Source organism: Bacillus sp. KNSH39, assembly GCF_052656585.1.
The window spans coordinates 4,467,652-4,484,197 of sequence record NZ_JBQXYO010000001.1 but is presented as its reverse complement, the minus strand read 5'-3'; the positions used below and the strand labels follow the sequence as shown (position 1 = coordinate 4,484,197).

14 protein-coding genes are annotated in these 16,546 nt (G+C 34.1%); 6 read left to right on the top strand and 8 right to left on the bottom strand.

Annotation, left to right across the window (positions count from 1 at the left end; all coding sequences use genetic code 11):
• Nucleotides 1–700: 700 nt before the first annotated feature.
• Entirely contained in the window at nt 701–2,320 is a 1,620-nt protein-coding gene (locus tag ACUL40_RS22875) for an L-lactate permease (protein ID WP_000109096.1), read from the top strand.
• A gap of 39 nt (nt 2,321–2,359) precedes the next feature.
• Here the strand turns inward: ACUL40_RS22875 and aspA are convergent, their stop codons facing one another.
• The 3 genes from aspA to gloA2 form a co-directional block, all read right to left on the bottom strand.
• A complete protein-coding gene (gene aspA, locus ACUL40_RS22870) occupies nt 2,360–3,793 on the bottom strand; it encodes an aspartate ammonia-lyase (protein WP_000562156.1) in 1,434 nt (477 codons plus the stop codon).
• A 173-nt stretch (nt 3,794–3,966) separates the two neighbouring features.
• Entirely contained in the window at nt 3,967–5,265 is a 1,299-nt protein-coding gene (locus ACUL40_RS22865; RefSeq protein ID WP_000353313.1) for a hemolysin family protein, read from the bottom strand.
• Between the two features lie 108 nt (nt 5,266–5,373).
• The gene (gene gloA2, locus ACUL40_RS22860; protein WP_001017675.1) at nt 5,374–5,760 is read right to left on the bottom strand and encodes an SMU1112c/YaeR family gloxylase I-like metalloprotein; all 387 of its coding nucleotides are present in this window, start codon (nt 5,758–5,760) and stop codon (nt 5,374–5,376) included.
• A 92-nt stretch (nt 5,761–5,852) separates the two neighbouring features.
• Here gloA2 and ACUL40_RS22855 point away from each other — a divergent pair, with 92 nt between their 5' ends.
• The 3 genes from ACUL40_RS22855 to ACUL40_RS22845 all read left to right on the top strand — a co-directional run bounded on the left by ACUL40_RS22855 (nt 5,853) and on the right by ACUL40_RS22845 (nt 9,731).
• Entirely contained in the window at nt 5,853–7,031 is a 1,179-nt protein-coding gene (locus ACUL40_RS22855) for a NupC/NupG family nucleoside CNT transporter (RefSeq protein WP_000668866.1), read from the top strand.
• Between the two features lie 186 nt (nt 7,032–7,217).
• A complete protein-coding gene (locus ACUL40_RS22850; protein ID WP_002163841.1) occupies nt 7,218–8,234 on the top strand; it encodes an LCP family protein in 1,017 nt (338 codons plus the stop codon).
• Between the two features lie 234 nt (nt 8,235–8,468).
• The gene (locus tag ACUL40_RS22845) at nt 8,469–9,731 is read left to right on the top strand and encodes a VanW family protein (protein ID WP_000777355.1); all 1,263 of its coding nucleotides are present in this window, start codon (nt 8,469–8,471) and stop codon (nt 9,729–9,731) included.
• 42 nt (nt 9,732–9,773) lie between these two features.
• Here ACUL40_RS22845 and ACUL40_RS22840 read toward each other — a convergent pair whose 3' ends face one another.
• Both ACUL40_RS22840 and ACUL40_RS22835 read right to left on the bottom strand, forming a co-directional pair.
• Nucleotides 9,774–10,046 carry a hypothetical protein gene (locus ACUL40_RS22840; protein WP_000288803.1) on the bottom strand — a complete coding sequence of 91 codons (273 nt, stop codon included), beginning with the start codon at nt 10,044–10,046 and terminating at the stop codon, nt 9,774–9,776.
• Between the two features lie 16 nt (nt 10,047–10,062).
• Nucleotides 10,063–10,581: an RNase A-like domain-containing lipoprotein gene (locus tag ACUL40_RS22835; RefSeq protein ID WP_000822694.1), complete on the bottom strand. Its 519-nt coding sequence runs from the start codon at nt 10,579–10,581 to the stop codon at nt 10,063–10,065.
• 397 nt (nt 10,582–10,978) lie between these two features.
• On the opposite strand from ACUL40_RS22835, the gene ACUL40_RS22830 reads away from it, so the two are divergent.
• On the top strand, nt 10,979–11,527 hold the full coding sequence (locus ACUL40_RS22830) for a TVP38/TMEM64 family protein (protein WP_000852226.1): 549 nt from the start codon (nt 10,979–10,981) through the stop codon (nt 11,525–11,527).
• 63 nt (nt 11,528–11,590) lie between these two features.
• Here the strand turns inward: ACUL40_RS22830 and ACUL40_RS22825 are convergent, their stop codons facing one another.
• The 3 genes from ACUL40_RS22825 to ACUL40_RS22815 form a co-directional block, all read right to left on the bottom strand.
• The gene (locus tag ACUL40_RS22825) at nt 11,591–13,291 is read right to left on the bottom strand and encodes a M4 family metallopeptidase (RefSeq protein WP_000730383.1); all 1,701 of its coding nucleotides are present in this window, start codon (nt 13,289–13,291) and stop codon (nt 11,591–11,593) included.
• 167 nt (nt 13,292–13,458) lie between these two features.
• The gene (locus ACUL40_RS22820) at nt 13,459–13,587 is read right to left on the bottom strand and encodes an NprX family peptide pheromone (protein WP_000733137.1); all 129 of its coding nucleotides are present in this window, start codon (nt 13,585–13,587) and stop codon (nt 13,459–13,461) included.
• Nucleotides 13,588–13,601: 14 nt separating this feature from the next.
• Nucleotides 13,602–14,861 (bottom strand): tetratricopeptide repeat protein, encoded by a 1,260-nt coding sequence (locus tag ACUL40_RS22815; protein ID WP_001187963.1) that lies wholly within the window; start codon nt 14,859–14,861, stop codon nt 13,602–13,604.
• Nucleotides 14,862–15,060: 199 nt separating this feature from the next.
• Here ACUL40_RS22815 and ACUL40_RS22810 point away from each other — a divergent pair, with 199 nt between their 5' ends.
• On the top strand, nt 15,061–16,524 hold the full coding sequence (locus tag ACUL40_RS22810) for a nicotinate phosphoribosyltransferase (RefSeq protein ID WP_000150184.1): 1,464 nt from the start codon (nt 15,061–15,063) through the stop codon (nt 16,522–16,524).
• Nucleotides 16,525–16,546 lie beyond the last annotated feature (22 nt).

Sequence of the window (16,546 nt, the reverse complement as noted above, 5' to 3'; positions counted from 1 at the left end):
CATCTTTATCAGCAAAAATTCAGGAAAAAATCCTTGCTGATTTTGAATATTATACTATATGATATAACGAAAAAGCAAAATAATGGCCTACGAATACTTTGCTTGCAAACGTTGTTTTATCAAGCTTTTTGTTATATTTTCACCTCATTGAAACGCACAGTAACGGTATTGTAAAATACCGTCTATAATTGATAACCTATCGTAATGTAGTTGAACTATAATTAACCTCTTTGTTACGCTAAAAGGAATTTTCAGTAAAAAGAGATGATGTGATATTAAAAATTTGTTTCTAATTTTTTATTCGTATTGCAAGCGGTTGGACTGTTGTGCAAAACTTCCTATTTAAATCCACTCACCAATCCTCCCTCACACTAGATCAAATAGGACAGATCAGTTCATATATCAAACTTTATACTCGATATAAAAGATGGCATCTAATATACACTTATAGGAAACATGCCAGCTGAATAAGCAAAATAATATGCAAATAGTTTATACAGCACACTTAAATTCATTTGAGTGTGTTTTTTGTCTACTTTATGAACAAAGCTTTTCTTTTAACACTATTATGGAATAATTATACTTTTTTACGTTGACAATAGTGTTGAAGGAGAATATACTAAGCATGTAAGTTGATTGTGAATAGTTTCACAAATAATGTGAATTTCTTCACATATAATAGATAGGAGTTGTCATTATTATGAGTACTTGGACACAAATTTATGACCCATTAAACAATATTTGGTTATCTGCACTAATCGCAGCACTTCCAATCTTTTGTTTCATCATTTGTTTAATGGGATTCAAAATGAAAAGTTACATGGCTGGTCTTTATAGTGTGATTGTCGCTATTATCCTTGCAATATTTGTTTATAAAATGCCAGCAACAGTAGCTGTAGCATCTGCTGGATTCGGTGTTTTATCTGGATTTTATCCAATTTGTACTATCGTTATCGCCGCAATTTTCCTTTACAAATTAACTGTTAAAACAGAGCAATTCAATATTATTCGCGATAGTATTTCAAGCATTACAAATGATCAACGTTTACAAGTATTATTAATCGCTTATTCTTTCGGTGCTTTCTTAGAAGGTGCAGCTGGTCTAGGGGTTCCAGTTGCTATTACAGCCGCACTACTTGTAGGTATGGGCTTTAATCCATTAAAAGCAGCAGGTATTTGTTTAGTAGCTAATATTGCTGGTGGTGCTATGGGTGCTATGGGTATTCCAGTTACAGTGCCAGCACAATTAACTCAACTTGACGCATTAACTATTGGTCGTCAAACTGTTCTTATTTTACCTTTCATTAGTATTATTTTACCTTTCTTACTTGTTTCAATGGTCGATGGAATTAAAGGTATTAAAGAAACTTGGCAAGGTATTCTTGTAAGTGGTGTTTCTTTCGCTATTACTCAATTCGCTGTGACTTACTTCTTAGGTGCAGAACTTACTAATATTTTCGCAGCAGTTGTAAGTATGATTGCTCTTGCATTATTCTTACGTGTTTGGCAACCAAAATCTTCTACTAAAGAAGAAAAACAAGAAACTAAAGTATCACATACATTCAATCAAATTTTATACGCTTGGTCTCCATTCGTATTCTTAACTGCATTTGTAACAATCTTTAACTTAAAACCGATTAAAGCTTTATTTGCTCCAGATGGTGCGTTAGCAAACTTAGTATTTAACATTCAGTTCCCTGGTCTTCATAATGCTGTTATGAAAACTACACCAATTACAAAAGCTGATACACCTTTCGCAGCTGTTTTCAAATTTGATGTATTCTCTTCTACAACTACTGCGATTGTACTAGCAATTATCGTTTCACTTATCGTTTACCGCGTAAAAGGTAAAATGGTTAAAGAATTAATGATTGAAACAATGAAAGAATTAAAAGCTCCAGTATATACAATTTGTAGCGTTATCGCTTTAGCTTACGTAGAAAACTACTCTGGTATGTCATCTACACTTGGACTTGCATTCTCTTCTACTGGTAATGCATTCCCAGTTCTTTCTCCAATCTTAGGATGGATTGGCGTATTCATTACAGGTTCAGTAGTTTCAAGTGGTTCTTTATTCGCACCACTTCAAGCAGTAACAGCAGACCAGTTAAACATCGTTCCTTCTACACTCGTTGCCTTAAACGTAGTAGGTGGTACAATGGCAAAAATGGTTTCACCACAATCTGTAGCAGTTGCTTGTGCCGCAGTTGGACTAGTTGGTAAAGAATCTGCTCTATTTAAGACAGCAATGAAATACAGTTTAATCTTCTTAGCTGTTATTAGCTTACTTCAATTAAACGCTGTATTTAATATCTTTTAAAAATAAAACACCGATCCAAGTGGATCGGTGTTTTTCACATTACATTTTTTTATTTTTTAATAAAGAAGCTCCAGCAATTTCAGGGTGAGTCATTTCGAATGGATCTAAAATAATATCCAATTCCTCTTCTGTCAGTACACCATGTTCTAAACATAACTCCCTAACAGATTTCCCTGTTTCAATTGCTTCACGTGCAATACGAGATGCTACTTCATAACCAATATGAGGATTAACTGCTGTAATAATTCCAACACTTTTCTCAACATATTGCTTCAGCAATTCTTCATTTGCCGTAATTCCTTCAATACAATATTCACGGAATACACGGAATCCATTATTCATAATACTAATAGATTGAATTAAATTAAATACAAGCACAGGCTCCATTACGTTTAACTCTAATTGTCCTGCTTCTGATGCTAAGCAAATTGTATGATCGTTTCCGATTACTTGGAATGCGACTTGGTTAATCACTTCTGCCATAACTGGATTTACTTTTCCTGGCATAATCGATGAACCTGGCTGACGTGCTGGCAATTGAATTTCAGCTAACCCAACACGTGGACCAGACGCCATAATACGAAGATCGTTTGCAATTTTAGACATGTTCATCATACATACTTTAAGTGCTGCAGATACCTCTGTGTATGCATCTGTATTTTGCGTTGCATCAACTAAATGCTCTGCACCAACAAGTGGGAATCCACTAAACGTTCTTAAATGTTTTACCACTTGTTCAATATACATAGGATTTGCATTTAATCCTGTACCAACAGCTGTCGCGCCCATATTCACTTCATATAAATGTTGACGAGACTGTTTAATTCTTTTTATATCACGCGCAAGCACTCGGCTATACGCTTCAAATTCTTGTCCAAGGCGAATTGGAACTGCATCTTGTAAATGTGTGCGTCCCATTTTAATAACATGATCAAACTCTTTTGCTTTTTTACGAAAAGCAGAATGAAGTTCTTCCATTGTAATAAGAAGCTTTTCTAACATCATAAGAGTTGCAATATGAATCCCTGTTGGAAACGCATCGTTCGTTGATTGGGCCATGTTCACATGAGTGTTTGGGCTAATTTTCGCATACGCCCCTTTTTCATATCCCATACGTTCTAACGCTCTATTCGCAATTACTTCATTTGTATTCATATTAATAGAAGTTCCGGCTCCACCTTGAATAGGGTCCACGATAAATTGATCATGAAACTTTCCATCAACAATTTCTTGCGCTGCTTCTGCAATTTCATGTCCAATGTCTTTAGCTAAGTAACCAGTATCTATATTCGCAAGCGCCGCCGCTTTTTTCACAATTGCCATTGCTGTAATGAGTGATGGATGAATGCGATATCCTGTAATTGGGAAGTTTTCTACGGCACGTAATGTTTGTACACCATAATAAGCTACACTTGGTACTTCTTTTTCACCTAAAAAATCTTTTTCTATACGTATATCCTTCGTTGCTATCATTTTTATCACCTATACTTTTTCATTCTAAATCCTTATCCAAAAAATCCGCCCTCTAAAAACACGAGTATCATTCAGAAGAATTTTTCAGTATCCACCTTCACTATATAGCACCTTTTTTGAAAGCGCAAACATTTATTTTTCTGTATATCCTTTTTATTAAAGTTTATAGAAAATCATTCTTCTACTTTCCTTATTTCCACTCGTTTAATTTGATGCATATCCTTTTCAAGGACTTTAAAATAAAAACCGTGTTTCTCAATAATATCTCCTTCAGCAACGATTTGTTTTTGTACCATAATCCAGCCACCAATTGTATCTACATCATCAGCAATTAAATGTATGCCAAGCAAATCATTTACTTCACTAATAAGCACTTTTCCCTCTACGATTTTATAACCTTCACTTATATGCTCTATAGGAGGATTCTCATCTTCATCGTATTCATCTCGAATTTCTCCAACAATTTCTTCTAAAATATCTTCTAGTGTAACAATCCCAGCTGTACCACCATATTCATCATACAATACAGCTAATGGAATGTGTTTTCTTTGCATTTGTAATAGTAAATCATGAATTGGAATATTTTCTAGCACTTCAATAACTGGCCTTGTATATGGCATAATTGAGCACTCTTCATCCCGATTACCATCCATATAACGAATAAATAAATCTTTTACATTAACCATCCCAATAATTTCATCTTTATCTTCACCAAATACAGGATATCTCGTATACTTTTCTTGCGCGATTACTTTAATATGTGTTTCAAATGGTTCGTCCTCATATAAGCCTACAACTTCCGTACGAGGTACCATAATTTCTTTTGCTACTCTATTATCAAATTCAAAAATATTATTTACATATTTAAATTCCCTTTGGTTAATCTCTCCGCTCTCATAGCTCTCAGATAAGATTAACCTTAATTCTTCTTCTGAATGAGCTACTTCATGTTCAGAAGCTGGATGTAATCCGAATAAACCAGTTACAACCCTCGCTGAACCATTCAAAGCCCAAATAAACGGATACATAACTCGGTAAAAATAAATAAGTGGTTTCGATAACAATAAGCTAACTTGTTCTGCTTTTTGTATAGCAAATGTCTTTGGAGCAAGTTCCCCAATGACAACATGTAAAAATGTAATTACTGCAAAGGCAATAATAAATGAAACTGTACTGGAAATTGCAGGTGAGAATTTTAATTTTAAAAACAACGGCTCGAGTAAATGTTTAATGGTTGGTTCCCCTAACCACCCAAGCCCTAAAGCAGTAATTGTAATACCTAGCTGACAGGCCGATAAATATTCATCTAAATTTGAAGTTACCTTTTTAGCTGCCAGTGCACCTCGTCTTTTTTCGCTAACGAGTTGATCAATACGACTGCTACGTACCTTAATAATTGCAAATTCAACAGCCACAAAAAATGCTGTTAACCCAATAAGAATGACTACCATCAATAATTTTAAAATATCCACATATGCTCTTTAGCTTTCTTAGCTAAAGTTACACCTCCTTTTAAAAAGAAGTTTCACTTTAGTTTCTTCAATTATTGGAAAGCAACTCTATATAAAATCCACCAATTTTCAAACCTCATACAATTCTAAAGGTAAACCATCAGGATCTTGGAAAAAGACGAATTTCTTCCCCGTTATTTCATCAATACGGATCGGTTCCGTCTCAACACCACATTGGTTTAAATGCTTCACAGCTTCTTCTATATTTGTAACAGCAAATGCTAAATGTCTAAGACCGGCTGCTTCTGGAAAACTTTTACGCTCAGGCGGATTTGGAAATGAAAATAATTCGATTTGATACTCTTCTCCTACACATAAATCTAATTTATAAGAATCTCGTTCCTTTCTATATACTTCATTTATCTCTTTAAACCCTAATATCCTAGTATAAAAATCCTTTGACGTCTCATAATTCGAACAAATAATTGCAACGTGATGCACTCTACATATATTCATGCTCTCTCTATTCCTTTCTTTACCAAAGATGCATATTCTCCCTTGAAATGAAAAACATATATAGCAGAATATCTCTTTTAGGGGGGCTTACCATGAAATTCATTACTTTTTTCGTCGGACTAATTGTTGTTTTCTTGCTCGCTTATATTGCTAGCAATAATAAGAAGCATATTAAATTTAAACCAATTTTTATCATGCTTATTATACAGTTAATTTTAACCTATTTACTATTAAATACAGAAATCGGCCTCATACTTATTAGAATCATTTCCAGTTTGTTTACCAAGCTACTCGAGTATGCTGCTGATGGAATAAATTTCGTATTTGGTGGTCTTGCAAATAAAGGTGAAATGCCATTTTTCCTTACTGTATTATTACCAATCGTCTTTATTTCTGTTTTAATTGGTATATTACAACATTTTAAAATATTACCATTTTTTATTCGTTGGATCGGGTACTTTCTTAGTAAAATAAATGGTCTTGGTAAATTAGAATCTTACAACGCTATCGCCTCTGCCATTGTCGGCCAATCAGAAGTTTTTATTACAGTGAAAAAACAATTAGCTCAAATTCCAAAACACCGTCTTTATACACTTTGTGCCTCTGCTATGTCAACCGTATCTATGTCTATCGTAGGTGCCTATATGACAATGATTGAACCTAAATATGTAGTAACTGCACTCGTTCTCAATTTATTTAGCGGTTTTATTATCATACTCATCATTAACCCTTACGACGTTAAAGATGACGAAGATATTTTAGAAATCAAAGGTGAAAAACAAAGCTTTTTTGAAATGCTTGGAGAATACATTCTTGATGGTTTTCGTGTAGCCATTGTTGTCGGCGCTATGCTCATCGGATTCGTCGCATTAATTAGTTGTATTAATGACCTGTTCCTCATTATATTCGGTATTACGTTCCAACAATTAATCGGCTATGTATTTGCACCTATCGCATTCCTTATCGGTGTACCCAGTTCTGAAATTGTCGCGGCTGGCAGCATTATGGCAACGAAGCTTGTAACGAATGAATTTGTCGCAATGATGGACCTTAGTAAAATTTCTAATAGCCTTTCTCCCCGTACAGTTGGTATTATTTCTGTTTTCCTTGTATCTTTTGCCAATTTTTCTTCCATTGGTATTATTTCAGGTGCGGTAAAAGGACTAAACGAAGAACAAGGAAACGTTGTTGCGAGGTTTGGCCTTAAATTACTATATGGAGCTACTCTCGTTAGTATTTTATCTGCAATTATCGTAAGCATTATGTTGTAATTAGGTAAAATTTTATCATTTTCTTATCCCTATCTTTTGTATACAATAACGAATAGGTGTCTTATAAATAATCAAGACATCTATTTTTTATACATGTACAATCGCTTTTATTTAGCGTAAAATATTTTTTATGTGTTTGAATACACTTCTAAATGTATACACTTTGATAGTTTTAAAGGAGAAAAAATGATGAAATCCGACACGAACAACAATACGCGAGCCAAAAAAGGACGCTCAAAGAAAAAACGCCTACTTTGGTTCCTTCTTATTCCATTACTAATTGTAGCACTTGGAGCAGGAGGCTACTCCTTCCATATATACAGTAAAGCAAAGTCCGTCTTAAATAACGCTTATGCTGAACTAGGTCGAGGAGATAAGTCCAGTAAACGTGAAAAAGCTGTTAAACCTATGACCGACAATATTTCCGTACTAATTATGGGTGTTGATGAAAGTGATATTAGGGAAAAAGGTTATGGAAAAGCAACTCGAACAGATGCGTTATTACTTGCAACAATTAATAAAAACGATAAATCCGTTAAACTTGTAAGCATTCCACGTGACTCACGCGTCTACATTAAATCACGTGATAAATACGATAAAATCACACATGCGCACGTATTCGGTGGTGTAGACAGCACAATTGATACGGTAGAGAACTTTTTAGATGTTCCAGTTGACTACTATGTAAAATTCAATTTTAAATCCTTTATTAAAATTGTTGATTCTCTTGGTGGTATTACTGTAGACGTTCCAGTTGAGTTCACAGAGCAAAATAGTAAAGATGAAGCAGATGCCATTCATCTAAAAAAAGGACGTCAACATTTAAATGGAGAAGAGGCACTGGCACTAGCTAGAACTCGTCATATCGATAGTGATTATATGCGTGGTCAACGTCAACAGCTTGTATTAGAGGCCATTGCTGAAAAGGCACTATCTCTTAATTCCATTAATAAAATCGGTGGCCTACTAGACGCTGTCGATAAAGATTTAAAAACTAATTTAACTTTTGATGATATGATGACAATTACAAAAAATTCAATGGATTCAAATTTAAAAATGGAAAAAATGCAAGTAGAGGGTACAGATAAATATATAGGTGGTATTTATTATTACGTTCCAAATGAAAAAAGCGTCGATACTATTTCAACTACCCTTCAAAAACATCTCGGTGTTACGAATAAAAATGAACATAAAAAATTATAATAAAAAGGCTGCTAGATCTTTCTAGACAGCCTTTTTATTATATTTTTCAACATATTTTTCATACACATTGTGACAAGAAGTGACAATTATTACAGCGGTGTAACATTTTTTATGAAAACATTACACACACAGTGAAAATAATAGTATACTAGTACGTACATAATGTTATTTTCATCATTTTTATACAAAAAATGTAATACATATATTTATACATAAATTTCTGGGGGGAAATAAATGAAGCTAAGTAAAATACTGATTGGTTCTGCAATTGCTGGGGGCATATTACTTTGTGTAGGCGGTGTTGGAGGATATCAATATGTATCCAAATTAAATAATCAATTAGATACTACTGCATTACCAAATACTACATTTGAAGGTATTTCTCTCGACGGAAAAAATAAGAAGGATATTCAAGCAATTATTAATCAAAAGGTAACTGAGTTAGATCAAAAATCCCTTACCTACATATTCCAAAACGATAAACAAACTTACACATGGAAAGATTTAGGGATAAATTATAAAGAGAAAGATATTATTGACAAAATCTTCAAAGAACAAGAAGGAAACGTAATGAATCGTTACAAAATGCGTAAGCAAGCTGAAAACGGTGAATTAAAACGTGACTATAAATTAACACCACAATTAAATGCAACAGCTTATGAAACCTTTATAAAAGATAAATATAATGAAACATTAAAAAATCCTGTTAACGCAGAATTAAGTATTGAAGGCTCAACAGTAAATATTAGTCAAAGCCAAAACGGAGAAAAAATTGATAAAGGGAAACTAAGCGGTTTAACAAATGAAGCTATTACTACTGGTAAATCAGATGTTACATTACCAGTTACATTCATAAAACCAGAACGTTCTACAGAAGACATACAGAAAATGGGTATTAAAGAAGTCATTGCTGAATATTCTACTCCAATGGCTGGCCGTAACGGAAATCAATCATTTAACGTAAATAAGTCAGCTAATACTTTAAGTGGGGTTATTGTCGCACCTGATGAAACATTTAGTTTTAACGGTCGCGTTGGCGTAACTGATGCTGCACATGGTTATAAATCTGCAGCAGTATATTCACAAGGTAAAGTAATACAAAGTGCAGGCGGAGGAGTTTGCCAAGTCAGTAGTACATTATACAGTGCAGCTTTAAGGGCAGATTTAGGCATTGTTTCTCGAAGCAATCATTCTATGCCAGTAAATTATTTACCACTTGGACAAGATGCAGCAGTAGCAGATTATGGTCCAGATTTAAAATTTAAAAATAATACAGGCAATCATATTTATATTCAAGCATTTTCAAATGGAGGTAGTATTACTACACGCATTTTCGGTACAAATACTGGTAAAAATGTTGAAGTTTCTTCTCAAGTAATTAGTAGAACTAGTGATAAAATCACCGCGGTTACGTATAAAAAAGTAACACAAAACGGGGAAGTAATATCAAATGGACAAATTTCAAAAAGCGTATATAAAAGCGCTCCAAAAGAATAGATAATATCAACCGAATAGCATAAAGAAAAAGGCGTGATTTAATCACGCCTTTTTCTTTTGCAGTAATAGTAAAAAAGTTTCAAGATGGTCTTTCGTTTCTTCTAAAGACCACATACGATTTCCTTGCTTCGCAGCTAATACACACGCCTCTTCCCACGCGTTCTTTTTCTTCATATTTATTAATTCATCACGTAATTTCAAAACAATTTCTTCGTCTTCTTGTTCAATAAACTCTTCCATCACGCTTACTATTTCATCCTCATGAATACTTAACGTACAGTACGATTTAAGAAAGTATTGTAATGTCGTATACATAATGTACTCCCCCTTCTTATTTATCAGATGGATAAGAAGTAATAATCTTAAACCCTAATTCTCCTGACTTATCTCTTGCTAAAACAGTAACAGTTTTTACTAACTTGTCTTTTACACTCATATTTTTCTTTATTACCGTTTTTCCAACAGGAAATGAATGAGTTGTATTTAATACGAGACGAGCCTCTTTAGAATTTTTTAACCAATCTTGAATTTCCTTGTCATGTTGCTTCAAGCTATCTTTTACAGCTTTCGTCGCTGTTTCTTTATCATAGTATGTACTTGCGGCTGACACTTTATCTGTCTTCAAGCGATTCTTCAAATCCTCTTCTGACTTGCCTACATGTCTTTCAATCGTATGACCATTTTTAGGTGGTCCTTCCATTTCATCTAAAATATTATCACTAATTTTTTCTACCGATGTAGCTTGATTCCCTGTCTGTTTCTCTGTTTTTTGTTCTTTTCCTGCACATCCGCTTAAGATCAGCATTAATGCCAATAAACTACTGAAGAAAAGACTACTTATTCGTTTCATCATATCACCTCTTCCATGATTATTATCGCAACTTCACTAAAAGTCAATTTCACAACGAAAAAATCTATCAGTTTTCATTTTTTTCATCTATTTTTCCATATTTACCCCAGCAATTTCATCAACCCTCTATTTTTGCCTTTTATAATATATACCCCCTATATTTTTCGATTATTTCCCAGATGAAATCACAGATAACATAACTATAAAACTCTTTTATACAAAGGTTTTTATAGTATTTTTAAAAATATTTTAAAATACCCCTATTTTCATATACCTAATACCCATATAAGGTATAAAGACACCTTCTTATCAACGTTTTTCTACATTATGTAAATTTACCCTTGCCTATACAAACGAAATGTGGTGTAATGCAAAAAAAGATAAAGGATTTTAAACAATGGCTGAAACGATTCAAAATTTCTTAACAGAATACTATTCAATCGCAATTCCACTTAGTATCTTAATTAACATCATCATTAGTCTTTTAGGTTTTATCCCTAGTATTTTTTTAACCGCCATTAATATACAGCTCTTTGGCGTAACAAATGGTACTGTTATTTCGATCGTAGGCGAAGCATTAGGGGCTATTATCTCGTTTTATATTTACCGCATGGGCCTTCAAAAGTTCACTCACGATAAAGTAAATAAATACCCAAAGGTAGAGCGTCTTCTTTATGTAGAAGGTAGAGAGGCCTTTCTACTCGTTCTATCGTTTCGCTTGATACCTTTCATCCCATCAAGTATTGTGACTTTATTTGCGGCTCTAGGTAAGATGTCATTACTCTCCTTCAGTATTGCCAGCACAATAGGGAAAATACCGGCATTGTTAATCGAAGTATATTCTGCCTATCATGTCATGAACGGAACAAATGAAGCAAAGTGGATTGTGACAATTGCAGGTTGTATCGGATTATATTATTTGTGGAAAAAATGGAGAAAAAAATAAAGAAGGAGCATAGGCTCCTTCTTTATTTTTGAGGTATTTTATTAATAGCTATCCTTTAAATCCTTAGTTAATACCAACAGCACTAAATGATTGCTTAACTGCTGCTACTTCCGCAGAAGTCGCACCATATAAATCAGCTGCAGCTTGTACTGCACCAGCACGAGCTTGGCTAAATGTAGTAGATTGCGTGAAATATTGTGTATTTGCACGGTAATAAATTGCACCTAACTTATCTTTACCAATGCCCGTTACAGTTACACCCGAATGCGTACCACCATTTGCTAATAAATAAGCTTGTTTGTTAATGATACCACTGTTTGTATGAACCCCACCGTTATCACTAGTACCAGTGTAACGCTTAGAATAATGGTCTGGATCACCGTATTTCGCTGGATCACTCATAGAGCGAAGCGCATCTCCTGCTTTACCAGGCGTATAAATATCTTCACCAATCTCCCAATCCGGGTTACGGTTATCATAGAATTCTACTAAAGTACCAAAAATATCAGAAATTGCTTCATTTAGCGCTCCTGATTCATTTTGATAAATTAAGTCCGAGCTATTTTCAGTAACAGCATGCGTTAATTCGTGACCAATTACATCAATTCCACCAGATAATGAAGTGAATGTTACACCATCACCATCTCCGTATACCATTTGTGAGCCATTCCAGAATGCATTATTATACTTACTTCCGTAATGAACTGTCGATTTTAACGGAGCTCCTGCATCATTAATAGAGTTTCTGTTAAATGTAGCTTTATAATAATCATATGTTCTACCTGCATAGTAATGAGCATCTACTGCTGCTGCATCATACGCTGCATTGAAAACATTATCTGCATCTACCCATAAAGTTCCTGGCAATGTAGTACGATTTTTCGCATCATATGTGAAAATTGTTGCCCCGCGCGTATTATCTTGCAAGTAGTAAGATGAACCAGATAACGTTGTATTAAGTGATTTTGTATCTCCTAATACACCTTTACCAGTTCCTACTTTATTTGTTCCTGTTACAGGTTTTACTACTGCTTTCGCATCCTGTTTAGGAGCCTCTTGCTTAACTGGTGATTTATCTTCATTTGTTACATGATCCAATTTATTATATTTATTTAATACTTTACCGCTGTCTGCTTCAATGAAATAGTAGTAGTTTCCTGGACTTGGATCTAAGAAGTTTAGATTTACAACGTATGCATATGTTGTTTCTTCACCATTTTGATATACATATAAGTCCGCTTTTGGTTCTACCTCATATTTCGGTGTTACCCCTAAATCTTGCTGCGCGATTTCAATCGCTTTTGCGCCTTCAATCTTATTTTTATTTTTCAACTTTTCCTTCTTGTCTAAATCAGGTGCAACTGTTCCAGACAATACTTTTAAAGAACCGTCTTTACTTACGTGAGCTACTTGAGTAGAACCCCATACAGGTACTCCTTCGTAAACTTGTTGCATACGTACTACTGTTGAATCAGTTACAGCATCTTTCTTCACTTGTTTCACTTTGAAAGAATCTTGCGCACTCTTTTCCCCTAGCTTGTAATCACCTTTTGCTGCATTTAAGTAATCAAACACAACAGATTCCGCTTTCTTACCAGTCGCTCCAGTTAGATCACCAGAAATAAACTCAGGTGACTGTACTGTCTCATTGTACTTCTTCGTAGAGAGTACATTTTTAGAATCCGCAAATGCAGAGCCTGTCCCTCCAAATGTTGTAACTGCCATTCCTGTCGCTAACACTAACGCTAAACTTTTCTTTTTCATGAACCTTCCCCCTAATAAAAAATTTTTTTGAAAAAGAGTAGTTTTATATTAGCATTATGTTTCCACTATTAATATACTAAAAATTCAAATAATTATTTTCTCAAGTTTTGTAGAATTTTGAGGAACAAATATTGAAAAAACCCTTTCCGGTTGGAAAGGGTTTTCAATTATGAATTAATTTGTTGAACTGTTTTAGCTTCTTGGCCAAGAGTATCTGGCTTCCACGCATACTGAATATCCAATACCACCGCCGCAATCGCCATAACTACAAATGTTCCTGCAATTAACTTTTTCATACTATTTCTCCTCCTTATTCTTCTAATAAGTTTATCGCTAACTTATAGTAGCGATTACTTTCTTTAAAATCTGAACATTCTTCTAAGTATTCAGCTAGTTCTAAGTATATTTTCTTTAAATCTTTTATATTTTCCTCTGCTTTAAAGAAAGGAACTACTTCTATTTCTAGAAATTTTTTATAAACATCTCTTTCTTCAAAATACTTATATCGTAAACTTAATAATAAATATAGCATCCCTTTATATCTATCATCTTTCCTTGCGGCAATGATGCCTTTTTCAATCCATTTAGCCGCTTCCTCGATTTCTCCTAATTGAATACACTGTAACGAAAGCTCATACATAGCATCAATATAGTTCATATCCTCTTCTTTTTTATACTTTAAACATTCTATATAATACTCTTTTGCCTTGGTATAATTTTTTTGACGATAATACAGGTAACCAATATTATTCAAAGCAATAGATAGAATATTATCTTTATCAGCAAAAGAAGTCGCTTCCCTTATGATATGATTATAAATTTCCATAGCTTCGTTATATTGTTTTTTTCTAGTGTAACTAAAAGCAATTAAAAACTTGCAATTAATTATATTTCTAAATTTATATTCACTTTTAAAGCCTTCTAATGCCACGTTAGCAAAGTATAATGTCATGTGGTCTATTTCCATCTGACTATAAGTTAGCGCTAAATTATAATATATTCCTGTTTCATAATAACCTAACTCTTTCGCCATCGCTTCTGTCTTTAACAAGTATTCTAATGCTTGTGTATATTTGTACTGCACAGAATATAACAACGCCTTATTATACGTATATAACATCTTCTGAAAAGGTGAGTATTTCTTATATACCTTTTTCAACTTATCCAATTCTTCCTCTACAGCAGGTAAATCTCGCTTCATCATTAAATACCGCGTATAAAGTAACTTATAATAATTTATAATTTCAAAATCCAACACATGCTTCATTTCACCTTGCAACTCTTCATATATACGTTCTACTTGTTGCTTGTCTAAATGAACTAGTGCATTTAACCATTCATCTAGCTTCCCCTTCACATCTTCTTCTACATCTCTCAAATCCGTCACAGCAATTTCTAGTCTTGTGCAGAGCAATTGTAGAATTTCTTCTGATGCTTCGATCTTTCCATTTTCGATCTTACTTAAGTATGAGACAGAACAAATGCCCTGACATAATTCTTCTTGTGTCATTTTTTGCTGGAGCCGTTTATAAAAGACTTGTTTGCCTATTTTTTCTAATGTTTGTTGCATTGTCCTCCTCCATTCTCATTACCCCCATTACTCTAATAATACATAAAATTTGGAGAAATATAAATTGATAAATATAAATTTTCTAAAAAATATGCATAATTTCATTTTTTTCTCTCTTGACTTCACATCAATATCTCTTCTTTGCTACGAATGGTGAAAAATTGGTATACTATAACCAAATTATGGAGGTGTTCTCGCGATGACTCATTATAAAGACGATAGTTATGCCTTACATACAGACCTATATCAAATCAACATGGCTTATACATATTGGAAAGATGGTATTCATAATCGCCGTTCTGTTTTTGATTTATATTTTCGAAAGCTTCCATTTGAGAACGGCTACGCTGTTTTTGCTGGCCTTGAGAAAATTGTAGAGTACATAGAAAATTTCAGTTTTACTGAAAGCGATATCGCTTACTTAGCAGAATTACAATTCGAAGAAGAATTCCTTCATTATTTACAAAATATGAAATTCACTGGGACGATTCGCAGTATGCAAGAAGGTGAAGTTGTATTTAATAACGAGCCTTTATTACGTGTTGATGCACCACTTGGTGAAGCACAAATTATTGAGACTGCCCTCTTAAATATTGTGAATTACCAAACATTAATTGCCACAAAAGCAGCACGTATGAAACATGCTGCAAGTAATGATGAGCTTTTAGAGTTCGGCACAAGACGTGCCCATGAGTTCGATGCTGCCCTTTGGGGGACGCGTGCTGCCTTTATTGGTGGTTTCTCCTCTACAAGCAACGTTCGTGCTGGGAAACGCTTTGGGATTCCTGTAGCTGGCACACACGCTCACTCTTTCGTTCAAGCATATCGCGATGAATACGTCGCGTTTAAAAAATACGCTGAAACTCATAAAAAGTGCGTCTTTCTCGTTGATACATATGACACATTGAAATCTGGTGTTCCAAATGCGATTCGTGTTGCAAAAGAATTTGGGGATCGTATTGATTTCTATGGCATACGTCTTGATAGTGGTGATATGGCTTATTTATCGAAAAAGGCACGAAAACTACTAGATGAAGCAGGGTTTACAAATACAAAAATTATCGCTTCTAGCGATTTAGATGAATACACAATTATGCACCTTAAATCTCAAGGAGCAAAAATTGACGTATGGGGCGTTGGAACGAAATTAATTACGTCCTTTGAGCAACCTGCATTGGGGGCTGTTTACAAACTCGTTGCGATTGAAGATACTGACGGAAAATTAAATGATACAATTAAAATTTCATCTAACCCTGAAAAAATTACCACTCCAGGACTGAAACGAATTTATCGTATTATCAATCGGGTTAACGATCATGCAGAAGGCGATTATATTGCGTTAGATTCTGAAGAACCAGGAAAAGAAGAGCGCTTAAAAATGTTCCATCCAGTTCACACATATATAAGTAAATTCGTAACAAACTTTGAAGCCCGTGAACTGCATAAAGACATTTTCGTTAACGGTGAAAGAACATATGAACTACCAAGTATATTAGATATTCAAAAATATAATGAACAGAGCCTCTCTCTATTTTGGGAAGAATATATGCGAACTTTAAACCCTGAAGAATACCCTGTCGATTTAAGCCAAGAGTGCTGGGATCATAAAATGAATTACATTCAAACAGTTCGAGAACAAGTTGAAAAAAACATACAAAAGTAAACAGAGAAGTTTCCCCTTCTCT

Coding starts and splice junctions, on each gene's coding strand:
- ACUL40_RS22850 (WP_002163841.1), top strand. CDS start 7,218: ATGATGAAATCCGACACGAACAACAATACGCGAGCCAAAAAAGGACGC.
- ACUL40_RS22825 (WP_000730383.1), bottom strand. CDS start 13,291: ATGAAAAAGAAAAGTTTAGCGTTAGTGTTAGCGACAGGAATGGCAGTT.
- ACUL40_RS22830 (WP_000852226.1), top strand. CDS start 10,979: ATGGCTGAAACGATTCAAAATTTCTTAACAGAATACTATTCAATCGCA.
- ACUL40_RS22840 (WP_000288803.1), bottom strand. CDS start 10,046: ATGTATACGACATTACAATACTTTCTTAAATCGTACTGTACGTTAAGT.
- ACUL40_RS22875 (WP_000109096.1), top strand. CDS start 701: ATGAGTACTTGGACACAAATTTATGACCCATTAAACAATATTTGGTTA.
- ACUL40_RS22855 (WP_000668866.1), top strand. CDS start 5,853: ATGAAATTCATTACTTTTTTCGTCGGACTAATTGTTGTTTTCTTGCTC.
- ACUL40_RS22815 (WP_001187963.1), bottom strand. CDS start 14,861: ATGCAACAAACATTAGAAAAAATAGGCAAACAAGTCTTTTATAAACGG.
- ACUL40_RS22820 (WP_000733137.1), bottom strand. CDS start 13,587: ATGAAAAAGTTAATTGCAGGAACATTTGTAGTTATGGCGATTGCGGCG.
- ACUL40_RS22845 (WP_000777355.1), top strand. CDS start 8,469: ATGAAGCTAAGTAAAATACTGATTGGTTCTGCAATTGCTGGGGGCATA.
- ACUL40_RS22835 (WP_000822694.1), bottom strand. CDS start 10,581: ATGAAACGAATAAGTAGTCTTTTCTTCAGTAGTTTATTGGCATTAATG.
- ACUL40_RS22810 (WP_000150184.1), top strand. CDS start 15,061: ATGACTCATTATAAAGACGATAGTTATGCCTTACATACAGACCTATAT.
- gloA2 (WP_001017675.1), bottom strand. CDS start 5,760: ATGAATATATGTAGAGTGCATCACGTTGCAATTATTTGTTCGAATTAT.
- aspA (WP_000562156.1), bottom strand. CDS start 3,793: ATGATAGCAACGAAGGATATACGTATAGAAAAAGATTTTTTAGGTGAA.